Origin of the sequence: Microscilla marina ATCC 23134 (assembly GCF_000169175.1) — a bacterium.
GTDB lineage: Bacteria > Bacteroidota > Bacteroidia > Cytophagales > Microscillaceae > Microscilla > Microscilla marina.
This window is the reverse complement of sequence record NZ_AAWS01000006.1, coordinates 200,392-212,975: the sequence shown is the minus strand read 5'-3', so window position 1 is coordinate 212,975 and position 12,584 is coordinate 200,392. Positions and strand designations below refer to the sequence as shown.

The 12,584-nt window shown below is 36.6% G+C and carries 14 protein-coding genes and 1 other RNA gene; 12 read left to right on the top strand and 3 right to left on the bottom strand.

The features are described 5' to 3' along the window. The first annotated feature begins 103 nt into the window (after nucleotides 1-103). The 3 genes from pyrF (at nucleotide 104) to M23134_RS06985 (ending at nucleotide 3,026) form a co-directional block, all read left to right on the top strand. The gene (gene pyrF, locus M23134_RS06995) at nucleotides 104-907 is read left to right on the top strand and encodes an orotidine-5'-phosphate decarboxylase (RefSeq protein ID WP_002694900.1); all 804 of its coding nucleotides are present in this window, start codon (nucleotides 104-106) and stop codon (nucleotides 905-907) included. 291 nt (nucleotides 908-1,198) lie between these two features. Beyond that, nucleotides 1,199-1,756, top strand: coding sequence for a DinB family protein (locus M23134_RS06990; protein ID WP_002694899.1), 558 nt, complete (start codon nucleotides 1,199-1,201; stop codon nucleotides 1,754-1,756). Nucleotides 1,757-1,844: 88 nt separating this feature from the next. After that, nucleotides 1,845-3,026, top strand: coding sequence for an aspartate aminotransferase family protein (locus tag M23134_RS06985; RefSeq protein WP_045113174.1), 1,182 nt, complete (start codon nucleotides 1,845-1,847; stop codon nucleotides 3,024-3,026). A gap of 66 nt (nucleotides 3,027-3,092) precedes the next feature. On the opposite strand, the gene M23134_RS06980 is transcribed toward M23134_RS06985, so the two are convergent. Beyond that, the gene (locus tag M23134_RS06980) at nucleotides 3,093-3,548 is read right to left on the bottom strand and encodes a hypothetical protein (protein ID WP_002694896.1); all 456 of its coding nucleotides are present in this window, start codon (nucleotides 3,546-3,548) and stop codon (nucleotides 3,093-3,095) included. 616 nt (nucleotides 3,549-4,164) lie between these two features. Here M23134_RS06980 and M23134_RS06975 point away from each other — a divergent pair. After that, entirely contained in the window at nucleotides 4,165-5,427 is a 1,263-nt protein-coding gene (locus M23134_RS06975) for a sterol desaturase family protein (protein ID WP_002694892.1), read from the top strand. 73 nt (nucleotides 5,428-5,500) lie between these two features. On the opposite strand, the gene M23134_RS06970 is transcribed toward M23134_RS06975, so the two are convergent. Continuing rightward, nucleotides 5,501-5,902: a DUF1573 domain-containing protein gene (locus tag M23134_RS06970; protein ID WP_002694890.1), complete on the bottom strand. Its 402-nt coding sequence runs from the start codon at nucleotides 5,900-5,902 to the stop codon at nucleotides 5,501-5,503. Between the two features lie 142 nt (nucleotides 5,903-6,044). On the opposite strand from M23134_RS06970, the gene ffs reads away from it, so the two are divergent. The 8 genes from ffs to M23134_RS39685 all read left to right on the top strand — a co-directional run bounded on the left by ffs (nucleotide 6,045) and on the right by M23134_RS39685 (nucleotide 12,279). Next, nucleotides 6,045-6,141, top strand: an RNA gene (gene ffs / locus M23134_RS39690) — signal recognition particle sRNA small type. A gap of 138 nt (nucleotides 6,142-6,279) precedes the next feature. Continuing rightward, complete coding sequence (locus M23134_RS06965; protein WP_002694886.1) at nucleotides 6,280-6,825, top strand: hypothetical protein; 546 nt, start codon at nucleotides 6,280-6,282, stop codon at nucleotides 6,823-6,825. A 315-nt stretch (nucleotides 6,826-7,140) separates the two neighbouring features. Then, nucleotides 7,141-7,812 (top strand): fructose-6-phosphate aldolase, encoded by a 672-nt coding sequence (gene fsa, locus M23134_RS06960; protein ID WP_002694884.1) that lies wholly within the window; start codon nucleotides 7,141-7,143, stop codon nucleotides 7,810-7,812. A 203-nt stretch (nucleotides 7,813-8,015) separates the two neighbouring features. Continuing rightward, nucleotides 8,016-8,708, top strand: a complete 693-nt coding sequence (locus tag M23134_RS06955) for a cell division ATP-binding protein FtsE (protein ID WP_002694880.1) — start codon at nucleotides 8,016-8,018, stop codon at nucleotides 8,706-8,708. Between the two features lie 224 nt (nucleotides 8,709-8,932). Beyond that, complete coding sequence (locus M23134_RS06950) at nucleotides 8,933-9,505, top strand: DUF4178 domain-containing protein (RefSeq protein WP_002694877.1); 573 nt, start codon at nucleotides 8,933-8,935, stop codon at nucleotides 9,503-9,505. A 4-nt stretch (nucleotides 9,506-9,509) separates the two neighbouring features. Beyond that, a complete protein-coding gene (locus M23134_RS06945) occupies nucleotides 9,510-10,268 on the top strand; it encodes a hypothetical protein (protein WP_002694875.1) in 759 nt (252 codons plus the stop codon). A gap of 154 nt (nucleotides 10,269-10,422) precedes the next feature. Further along, nucleotides 10,423-11,178, top strand: a complete 756-nt coding sequence (locus tag M23134_RS06940; RefSeq protein ID WP_157558377.1) for a hypothetical protein — start codon at nucleotides 10,423-10,425, stop codon at nucleotides 11,176-11,178. 150 nt (nucleotides 11,179-11,328) lie between these two features. Next, on the top strand, nucleotides 11,329-12,279 hold the full coding sequence (locus tag M23134_RS39685; protein WP_002694871.1) for a WGR domain-containing protein: 951 nt from the start codon (nucleotides 11,329-11,331) through the stop codon (nucleotides 12,277-12,279). A gap of 36 nt (nucleotides 12,280-12,315) precedes the next feature. On the opposite strand, the gene M23134_RS06930 is transcribed toward M23134_RS39685, so the two are convergent. Then, nucleotides 12,316-12,522, bottom strand: coding sequence for a hypothetical protein (locus M23134_RS06930; protein WP_198144990.1), 207 nt, complete (start codon nucleotides 12,520-12,522; stop codon nucleotides 12,316-12,318). Between the last annotated feature and the right edge of the window lie 62 nt (nucleotides 12,523-12,584).

Sequence of the window (12,584 nt, the reverse complement as noted above, 5' to 3'; positions counted from 1 at the left end):
TTGTGAGGGTAAGGAGGTAATCTTCTTACCCTTTTTCTTTGCCGTTTTTTGTTTCTGTGTTACAAGCTGTAACTTTGAGCTTGTAAACTAACACATTTTTACCATGACCAAAGAAGAACTTTACCAACAAATTCTCCAAAAACAATCTTACCTATGTGTAGGGCTCGACTCTGACATTGAAAAAATTCCTGCTCGATTCAAATCTGAAACAGACCCTGTACTTGCTTTCAATAAATACATTATTGACCAAACGGCTGACTTTTGTGTAGGATACAAAATTAATACTGCTTTTTATGAAAGCAATGGAGCTGCAGGCTGGGAAACTATGCAAAAAACACTGGCACATATTCCTCAAAATATATTTACCATTGCCGACGCCAAGCGAGGCGATATTGGTAATACAGTACATCAATATGCCAAGGCATTCTTCAAAACGCTTGATTTTAACTCCATTACAGTAGCACCATACATGGGAAAAGATTCTGTAAGTCCATTTCTGGAATATGCACAAAAGTGGGTGATTTTACTGGCGTTAACCTCTAACCCCAGTAGTCAAGATTTTCAATTTTTATCTATCAACCAAGATAAAAAAACACTTTTCGAGGAAGTTCTTACTAGGTCACAAGAGTGGACCAATGACGAGGCAATGATGTATGTAGTAGGAGCAACCCAAGCGAGCATGCTGCAAAAAATACGAAGCTTGGCTCCCAAACATTTTTTGTTAGTACCAGGAGTAGGAGCTCAAGGCGGAAGTTTACAAGAAGTCTCAAAATATGGAATGAATTCTCAAATAGGATTATTGGTAAACTCCTCTCGTGGAATTATCTTTTCGGAAAACCCAAAAGAATCAGCTCGTAAACTTCAGCAAGAAATGCAACAACACATTGAAGAATATCACAAAAAGTAGTCTAAATTAAAGGCTTTATCAAGGGGATAGATCAGTTCACAAAAAATTATCACGAAATTATCGCCTTTATTTGGGTTAAAAAAGCGCTTTTTTAACCTATAAATATAGCTCTATACTCTCTAAACACACTTTTTAGCTGATTTTACTACGGCACAAAAAAAGCATATTTTAGAAGAGAAAAACAGAGAGAATAGCCGAAAAAAAACACCCAAAACATCTCCTATAAGCTTTAAACAGGCTTTTTAGCCGTATTTTCAAAATAACCATTTCAACACCTATTTTTTAACGTTTATGAACACTACTCAAGAAACTCAAAAAAAACTCAATGAGCTCTTCTCTTATTATGTCCAAGAGTTAGACCGTTATACTGACGAACAATTCGTATATAAGGAAACAGAAAGCACATGGTCATTGGCACAAATGTATCAACATATTTATACCGCCTCTACTTTTTTTATGTATAATATCAATAATTGCTTACAGCACAAAAAAGGGAGCCTAGAAGGGAAAAAAACTCAGATGGGAGAAATGCTGTATAAACATGGAGGATTTCCTAAACAAAAAATAAAGCAACCCAAAGAATGGACAAGTGGTGCACCAGAAGTTAAACCTCGTAATGAGTGTAAACAACAGTGGACAACCTTGCTAAAACAACTCCAAGGCTTGGCAACAGCTATTGCTGATGATAGTGACCACTACAAAGTCAAGCATGTTATTTTTGGTATGCTCAATTCACTAGAATGGTACCAACAAATAGAAATGCATACACGCCATCATTTACATCAAAAAAAGGAACTAGAGGCTTTTGCAAATATCAGTGTAAATGAATTTGCATATAAAATCTCATAACACTTCGCCAATTGGCACACAGTAATTTTAAATATATATGCATTATGATAATGCGTAAAGACTCATAAAAATCAACCGAGAGTATATGATTTCTCAAAGACAACTTTTTTTAAATCACTTAGCACAAACCACTGACTTTCCTTTAATGCTGGAAATAACCAGAGCATCGGGTATATACATGTATACTACTGATGGTCAAGCCATTATAGATTTAATATCGGGCATAGGAGTAAGCAATGTGGGGCATTGCCATCCTAACGTAGTGAATGCCGTAAAAAAACAAGCAGAAACCTATATGCATTTGATGGTGTACGGAGAAGTAGTACAAACACCACAAAACCAATTGGCACAAGCCATTATAAATACCCTCCCCTCTTCTCTCGATAATATTTTTTTTATGAATTCAGGGAGTGAAGCCATAGAAGGAGCCATGAAGCTTGCCAAACGTTATACAGGCAGGGCAGAGTTTGTAGCTTGTCATAATGCTTACCATGGTTCATCACACGGAGCAATGTCGGTAGGAGGCAGTGAAGAGTTCAAAACAAAATACCGCCCCTTGTTGCCAGGGATTCGTCATGTACAATTTGGCAATATTGATGAGCTTCGTCATATTACCACACACACCGCTGCTTTTGTAGTAGAAACAGTCCAGGGAGAAGCAGGTATAAGAGTGGGCACAAAAGAATATTTTCAGGCATTGCGTCAGCGTTGTAACGAAACAGGAACATTACTTATTCTTGATGAGATTCAAACGGGGTTTGGGCGCACTGGAAAATTTTGGGGGTTTGAACATTACGACATCGTACCTGATATTATTACCTGCGCCAAAGGAATGGGAGGAGGAATGCCTATCAGTGCTTTTATAAGCTCAAAGGATAAGATGGCAGTATTCAAAAACAATCCTATTTTAGGGCATATCAGTACTTTTGGTGGTCATCCGGTAAGTTGTGCGGCCTCGCTTGCTACTATTCAAACAATCCAAGAAGAAGGCTTATTAGACGAAGTAGCACAAAAAGCCCAGTTGTTTAAAACATTGCTGGTTCATCCCAAAATAAAACAGATACGGAACAAAGGTCTATTAATGGCTGTAGAATTTGAATCGTTTGAGATACTTAAACCGATTATAGATAAAGCCATGGAGCTAGGGGTGCTCACAGACTGGTTTCTCAACTGTGATAACTCTTTGCGCATAGCCCCACCTTTGATTATTACTGAAGAACAGATAAGAGACGCCTGCAAACTATTGTTACAAGCTATAGAAGAAGCTTAAAGAAAAAATCCCTTATTCTCTTTGCCGAAAATAAGGGATTTTATTTTTAATACAAATAAGCTATTGTTACATACGAAACCAAGGTCTTGAAGCTGCTCCGGCAAAAATACCGCCTACTATTAATACTATAGCAATAGTAAAAAAGATAAAGCTTGTTTTATGTTTTGCGGTAGAGTCAGTCAATTTTTTAGCCTTCGAACGACCTATTTGAGCTACTACCAAGCCAATGAGCATAATTAAGATATGCTCAACTGCCCAGTAACGAACTGCTGAGTTTTTCATTGCTGCGCCAAAGTTTTTCATTGCACTTGCCGTAATAGGGCTTAGGAAAAAGTATAAAGTGAATCCCAATAGAGCCTGTAAGTGGATAAAACCCACAAAAGAAGCTGATAAAGCATTATCGCCTTTGGTATAACTACCTTTGTTGAGCCAACCCATCAAAGATTTGAAAAGCACTACTACAGCAAGCACTAAAATAATGACACGAAGCCAGGAGTGTATAATTAAAACAGTATTGTACATAATAGATTTAGAGTCTTTTTTTATGCAGTAAATATAAAAGCTACGCTTTTCAGTTAATAATTTTCACAAGAATTATTGGGTGATAAACTCAAAGAAAGGAGAGAATGTTTGATTTACACAACAGGCTCTCAATAATATCAACAGAAATTTTTATTTAAAACCACAAAGAACATTGTATTTTTCCTATACGTATCATGACTACCATACACCTCTTATTTTGTATTAATTAAATATAAATAAATTATGTTAAGTACTGTTTTTAAAAGCAAAAACCAACTAAGAAAAGAGGTGTGCCGTATGATAAAAAATAGTAATAAACAAAAACACACAAAATCAAAACAAAATAATGTATCAAAGTTATAATTATGGTAAAAATTACTATAAACGAAGGGGTAAAAAGAATGACTATGAGTTATTCACAAGTTATCCACACGTTGGCATGTGGATATGTGGATAACTTTAACTTATCCACATTTGTACTTAACAAACATGACAAATTACATTAAATTATACAATTTAAAGAATTTACCAAGGGAAGTTATTGTCCTCAGAAAATTTGATACACTTTCTATTTTCTGTAAATTTGTACTATACACGAATCCAATTATACTAACTTATGAATTTTGACCCTGTTGTAATTGCCATACCCATGTATTTTGGGTTAATGGGCCTAGAGCTACTTGTAGAACAATTCCAAAAAACTAAAAGATATCGTTTAAACGATGCCATTACTAACATTAGCTGTGGTGTAGGACAGCAAGCAGTCAAAATATTTTTCCAACTCATTACTGTAGCTATTTACACCCTTATTTATGCAAACCTAGCTTTCTTTAAAGTTGAAAACACCGTATTAAATTATATAATCCTCTTTTTTGCCTGGGATTTTTGCTACTACTGGGCACACCGAATGAACCATGAAATCAACTTATTCTGGAGCGGGCATCAGGTACATCATCAAAGCGAAGATTACAACTTATCAGTGGCTTTACGCCAGAGTTGGTTCCAAATCTTTTTTACCTCTTTCTTCTTTTGGCCACTGGCATTGTTAGGCTTTGACCCTAGCGCAGTGGTGATTGTATCAGGCTTTAACCTATTGTATCAGTTTTGGATTCATACTGAGGCTATTGGAAAAATGGGCTTTTTAGAATGGTTTATGAATACTCCCTCCCACCACAGAGTACACCACGGACGTAACCCAAAATATATAGATAAAAACCACGCAGGTACATTTATTATCTGGGATAGAATGTTTGGCACTTTTCAGGAAGAAGAAGAACAGCCCATTTATGGCATCACTACGCCAGTAAATACCTGGAATCCTATTTTGGTAAACTTTACCCATTTTCAAGTCATTGGCAAACAACTCAAAGAAACTCCGGGTTTTATAAACAAACTTAAAGTGTTGTTTTACAAACCTGGCTGGCGCCCCGAAAGCATGGGAGGCATGCAATACGCCCCAGAAGTAGACCACAATCAATACCAAAAGTTTAACACCCAAACCCCTGCTATTGTCAATTGGTATGTGCTATTTCATTATGTTCTTACCCTGGCAGGTTCGGCTTATTTTATGTCTCAAATAGATAAGATGGATTGGACACTCAAAGGCATTGGAGTAGGTCTAACACTCTTTGCCATACTAACCCCGGGGGGATTGTTTGAACGCAAAAACTGGGTAATACCTATAGAGTTTTCTCGCTTATTAATTACTTCATCAATTTTACTGTTTTTAGTATATCAAACTCCACTGTTTGTTCCATTTTTAATAGGTTGTGCCACTATTTGCATTGTATCGGCTATATGGCTTATAAAAATAGCACATTGGTTTAAAAGTATACACCAACAACCAATTACACGCACCAACCAAGCAGCAATATCGTAGTCAGGTCTAAAAAAAAGCCTGTTTCTTGTTAGAAACAGGCTTCTATATTTATTCAATACTGATAGTCAGTACTTTATTTTTTCTTAGCAACCACTTCTCCCTTAATAAATAATACAGTAGTGGGTTTTTCTGAGTTAGACATTACTGTAATTGTTTTACTAAAAGTACCCATTGCTGCCGCATTATAACCTACTTTTATTTTTTTGGTTTGCCCTGGCATGATAGGGGTTTTGGGGTATTCAGAGGCAGTACATCCACAAGATGTTTGTACTTTAGTAATAATAATAGGAGCATTGCCGCTATTTGTAAATTCAAACGCTGTTTTTACAGGTTTACCTTGCTCTATTTTACCAAAATCATGTATAGTCTTGCTCCATTTAAATTTAGGACCATCAACTTTATTTACAGTAGTGAAAGCAAATACTCCGCTTACTACTACTGCAAGTGCTAAAAGAATAAATAGTTGTTTTTTCATTATAGTGTTTGAAATTCTTTTTTAAAACCTAAAATCAAAACGCATAAACTCTGCTTGAGTTGTAGTTTTGATACTGTAAAGTTACAAAATATAGCTTTTTTATTCGAAATTTTGACAATTAAATAATAACTGCTACTTTTGTGGCGCGTGGCAGTGCGACTAGCTCCTTGTAACTCCCCCAGGGTCGGAAGACAGCAAGGGCATCCGGTTGTAGCAGTGCGATACTGTCATGCTTTTTTCTTCTTTTCCCTTTTTTTCTCCTCAAAACAACCATCCATCATCACACATTTTTGTATATAGATTGCCCACTACCTATGATAAAGCATTATACCTCAATTTTACTACTGATTGTATTGATGCTTTCAGGCTGTAAAACAATGCATGCCCCCTCTTCACAAAAACAGTTTGGCATTTTCAAAGTATTAGACAACAACACAAGTGTAGAAATGAATGGAGAAGTTAACAGTCAATCACTTACTAACTTTACTTCATTGACCACTGCTTACCCCAATATTACGATCATTCATATTAAAACTTGTGACGGTTCGTCAGATGATGATGTAAATTTGCAGTTGTCGGCATTGGTTCACAAAAAAAAGATAAACACTCACATAGTGGATGGAGGTTTAGTAGCCTCTGGAGGTACTGATTTTTTTCTGGCAGGAGTAGAAAGAAGCAAAGGAAGTAATACTAAAATAGGAGTACATTCGTGGGCAGGCAATGATCAAGAAGCCACTGACTTTCCTGAAGGGCATATTGAACACCGAAAATACATTGAATACTATGTATCTGTAGGTTTTAGTCAAACACAAGCCAAAAGCTTTTATTACTTTACAATTAATGCTGCACCTGCGTCTTCTATACACTGGATGACAGACGCTGAAATTCAACAATATAGCTTATTGACCAAAATAAGTCGCTAATAATCAAATATTTATTTGAAATTTTTGAAATTTGAAATTTTGCTTTACCTTTGCAGTGCAATGTGGGTACGACGGCTCCTTGTAACCCCCCAGGGTTGGAAAGCAGCAAGGGCATCAAGTCGTAGCCTCGTGACTCACTTGCTTTTTTATTCCTCTTTTAACTTTCCCTTTTCTATCACCCTCTTTTCAATTCATCACTTCTTTTTAATTAAAAACTTAAAGCTTTCAGGATAAATCATTCCTTAATTCAGGCTTTTGCTTAATTTTGCTTCCATTAACTACTTAAGGTTTCCAAATTAAGACCGTTTTCGTTGTATGAAGTTTTTTATAGATACTGCCAACCTGAAAGAGATTCAGGAGGCACAGGATTTAGGTGTTTTAGATGGTGTAACTACTAACCCTTCGCTTATGGCAAAAGAGGGGATCAGTGGAAAGCACAATGTAATGGCACATTACGCCAGAATTTGCGACATTGTAGATGGAGATGTAAGCGCAGAAGTAATAGCCACTGACTATGAAGGAATGGTAGCAGAAGGTGAAGAACTGGCCGCTATTCACCCTCGTATTGTGGTAAAAATACCTATGATTAAAGATGGAGTGCGTGCACTGAAATATTTTTCTAAGCAAGGCATCAAAACCAATTGTACTTTGGTATTTTCTTCAGGGCAAGCATTGCTTGCCGCTAAAGCTGGCGCTACTTATGTATCTCCTTTTATTGGCCGTTTAGACGATGTAAGTACTGATGGTTTACAATTGATAGACCAGATTGTACACATTTATAATACTTATGAATTTAACACTCAAGTATTGGCTGCTTCAGTTCGCCATACAATGCACCTTATCAAGTGTGCTGAATTAGGCGCTGATGTAGCAACCTGCCCTTCAAATGTAATTTTGGGTCTATTAAAACATCCATTGACTGATATAGGCTTGAGCAAGTTTTTGTCAGACCATAAAAAAGCAGAGTCTACTGCCCAAAACGCTTAGTTTTGCATAAAATATCCTAAATAATAAAAGCAGCCTGTAGATTTTCTATAGGTTGCTTTTGTTTTTTAGAAATAACACTCACCTTAACTAACAAGGAGTAAAATAGTTGCTTTTGCCTATAGACCAAAAGGCAAAACGAGACCATATAATTTACTCCTGTTCCAAAAATACTTTATTTTTGATACAACAAACGTAAACAATTTATGTCATTCTTAGCTCCTGACAACATCATTGAAGTAAACAATGCCAACATTTACCAACAAGCATCCCTTGTACTTTCAGGCTTAAACTTTACCATACAGAAAGGGGAGTTTGTATACATTATAGGAAGAACAGGCACTGGAAAGAGCTCTTTATTGAAAACGTTGTATGCTGACTTACCACTACGCAAAGGACAAGTACATGTGGCAGGTTTTGAGGTAAACCAGTTGCTTCACAGAGAGGTACCCTTTCTCAGACGTAAACTAGGCATTGTTTTTCAGGATTTTCAACTACTCCCCGACCGTAACATTGCTGATAACCTGACTTTTGTAATGAGAGCTACTGGCTGGAAAAATACCCAGAAAATACAACAACGCATCACTGACCTCTTGCAGCAAGTAGACTTGCCTGGAATCAACAAAAAATTTCCCCATCAACTCTCAGGAGGTGAACAACAACGGGTAGTGATTGCCCGTGCTTTGATCAATGAACCTATGGTACTACTAGCTGACGAACCCACCGGAAACCTTGATCCTGATATGTCGGAAGAGATTCTGAAACTATTTCAAAGAATTAATAACAGTGGCACTGCTATACTCATGGCAACACACGACTACGAGGTACTCGAAAAATTTCCTGCCAGGGTATTAAAGTGCGCCAATGGGGTAATAGAAGACTTAAAAGTTTTTCCTTGAAAATTTCTTTCATTTTTACTGTTTATTAGACAACAAATGGGTTGGCTTTTATCGTTGACAAGGCACCAAACTTTACGTAAAGTTTTGCTATTTATTTTGGCAATACTACGTCTGAAAGCATTTTTATAAAAAAAAATAAAATAAAGATTAAGTTTTGAAATTTTCTCTAAAATTTTTTATTTGCTGTATATTAGTATAGAAAATCTAATTTAAACCATCTTATAATGCTTAAATGGTTACGCAACTTGTTTGGTAGTAAAAAAGAAAAACCTGACGAAAAATTAACTTATGATCCAACCAATGTCCAAGTCAAAGACTTAAGGAAGGGTGCTTTTTTGGATTATGATCTCCAAACCTGGGAAGTCAAAGCTCAATATGAATATGATTGGGGTGATAGGTACTTTACTTTTGAATTTTTGCTGGCAACAGTAGAAGAAAAAAGGTTCTTACATTATGAAGAAGATGATGGAGAACTGGAATGTACCCTCACCGAAAAAATCAGAGTAAGTTCAATTGATGCTGATATTCCTGAAGAGATTCACCGAAATGGTACTCCTCCCAAAGAAATTACTTACACTTACAAAGAAAAAGAAATTACGTTTTACCGGGATGAAGAAGGTACCGCACGTTTTAGAGATGTGGATACACGTAATTGGGAAGAAGTAACTTCTTGGAGTTATTACGACGAAGCTGAAAAACATGTGCTTTCTGTTGAACAATGGGGAGAAAAAGAGTTTGAAGCGGCAGTTGGTTTGGTGGTAGACGAAAGTGAATTTAGTAACATTATTTTACCTTAAAATTATGAAAAACTACTCTATTTATCTATTTGCCTTAATGATGACCTTCATGCTAACCTCCTGTGGTGGTGGCAGTGAAAAATACATTAAGTATCCAGTAGACGACATCGTTAGACAAACACCTAAAGACAAATTGCCTTTATCGGTAATATTGTATGACATGGACGTAAAAGGTTCACGTCGTTTGAACAAGTACAAGGTGATTACTAACTTGGATGATCCAGCTAAAAAGAAAGAAACCATTACCCCCTGGACACAAGTTAGTAAGCAAGATTTTGCGAAAAACTACAATAACATGGGAATGGAGCTTGCATCTAAACGTATAGATTCTACTACTGGTAAAGAAGTGGTAAGTAAGATTCCAGCACCTCCTGGTTATTCTAACTATGTAGGTAACAAGCAATACGGACAATGGAAGACCAACAGTAGTGGTGAGTCTTTCTGGTCTTTCTACGGAAAGTACATGTTTTTGTCTACTATGTTTAACATGGCTACTTACCCTGTACGTAGAAACTCTTACAGCAGGTATCAGCGTAGCTATGCTGGCAGACGTCCTTATTATGGAGGAACTGGCTCTCGCCGTAGATATGGTACTGGTAGTAGCTACTCTCGTGGCGTTTCTTCTCGTTCTTACTACAGCAGTGGTCGTTCTACCCGTACTCGCTCATCTTACAGCAAGTATCGCTCTAGCAGCCGTTCTTCTCGCTCAAGTGGTCGTAGTGGTTACAGCTCAAGATCAAGAAGTGGAAGCTCTGGAAAGTAATTTCCTTGCTTTTAATACAATAGTATTTAATTTCTCAAAATATATCAAAATCAAAACAGTTTGGATGCAATATTCAGACTGTTTTTTTATTGCCTACACTCCAATACTTGCCCCAAAAATCATTAACTTTAAGCATTACAATATTTTATCAACTATGAAAAGATCTACCATATACTTTGTTGCTGCAATTGTACTTACAGGTTTAATGTCTTATGTGGTCATTAGCAAAAATGAACATGCCAATCCGCTGAAAGATATTTTGGACAAAACACCTGAAAGCAAGCTTCCAATGTTTGTAATACTCTATAATATGGATGTAGAAGGATGGTCAAAATCAGCCCCAAACAATGCCCGCTTTAAACACAAGTATAAGGTAATAACCAATGCTGATAACCCTCGCCGTATGAAAGTAAGTGTCACTGATTTTTTACCAGTTGGCAAAGACATGTTCTTTGAACATTATCATAACCTTGATATGCAAATAGCTTCTAAAAAGGGCTCTCCACAAGGCGATCAGGTTTCGTTGATTGTTTCGCCACCGGGTTATGCTTATTACATAGGAAACAAAAAAATGGGTAGATGGGTAACCAAACAAGATCAAATTACCTGGAGGTTTAGAAGAAGGTACCGCAATATGGCAAGGATATGTAATATACAGGCTTATCCTGTGTCTAAAACCCGTTTTATGAATTACTTTCATAATTATCGGGAACGTCAGTCTTATTACGGCAAAAGTAATGAAAAGAACTTGTATGGAACGGGCAGCACATTCTCGAGAAATAGCAGACGTACTTCACCGTTTTATGACGATGAGCGAGAAAATAAAGTAAGGGCTTTTTATAGATACCAAAGCCGTACTGGACGTAATGGTCAAAATATTCGCTCAAGAAGTGGAAATGCTGGTAAGTAACATTTGCCAAGCACCAGTTTTAAGCAAAAAATAAATCTTAATTCTATAGCCTAAAACAACGACTTTACCTGCTGTTTTTTCAGTTTAATTAGTATCTTCAAATGTTAAAATGAAGGTTTTAGTCAAAATCACCTAGCATTTATCAACCTTATGAAAACCCTTACCAAAGACGCCGTAAAAGAAGCAGCTGAAGACCTGATAGAAGCATTTGGCACCACTACCACCTTAGATGTAAAAAATAAACTACGTCAACAAGGGTTTCAGGCGCTTCAGGCAGAAGTTTCCACTTTGATGGATGAAGTAACTGCTGAAGAAAGCTGGCAGTTTAACCATAATGGACGCTACCGTGTATACAGGTTTGGTCCTGATAGCAATGATACCTTTCATAAATACCTGGAAAATGGGCAGCAATTTTGGGAGGTGCTTGCCTCTGACAAAGAGTTGGTTGTAAACGAAGGAGTAGTAGGTACCAATGGACAAATGCAAAAACAAACCTTTCCTACCAATCGTAAAACAATTGCACAAAGCAAGAAGCTATACCAAGAACAAAAACAAGTCGGGTATGCTGAAGCAACCGATCAGCGCTTGCCTTTTGCACTTAGAAAAAAGTATGCTAATTACCTAAGCAAAAAACCAACGAGCTATACCATTGGTTTCTTTGATGTATCAGCCTTAGAAAAACAAGCTACAGAGTTTACACTTACCAATCAGCAAACCACCAAAGGGTATATCATTCAGTCTAAGAATGTAGGTTATGACTTTACCTGGGAACTACCTCAGTCAAAAATAAGTCTTGCTGATATTCTAAAAAATACCCAAGTAATTGATCAGCTTTTTAAGCATGATAAAAGGAGTGTTACAGGCGAAAAGATCAAGACAACCAAGGCTTACCAACAAAATGAAGAAGCATTGATAGCTTATGAAGCCTACAAGCCCCAAGCAGCGGCTTCTCTTATAGAAATAAAGGCATCAATAGATAATGTATACAAAATTGATATTTCATTTGAAGGAGGCGATCAAATCAGTCTTAGCAAGTTTGATTTAAACCTACAACAAGAGCTGTTGCCCGTAGCAAGGCAAATTCTTATACAAGCAGGCTAAATTTTAATCAGTTGCTTGAGTGATAAACTGGCTTTATCACTCAAGCACAATCAAAAATCCCGACTTTTTCACTTTGGCTTTATGCTTATGAGGTATCAATACACTGTGATACTCTGCCCTGATAATATATTTACGCAAAAACTCATCTTTGGCTATCAAACGTATTAACTCAGGATTGTCCGGTAATTGATAAATCAAATACTCATTGTTTTGGTTATTCAATTGATATGCTTTTTGCGTCAAAGCGATGAAAAATTCTTGCCAGATTTTGGGAGGATTTTTTGACAATACTTGCTTAAACACAC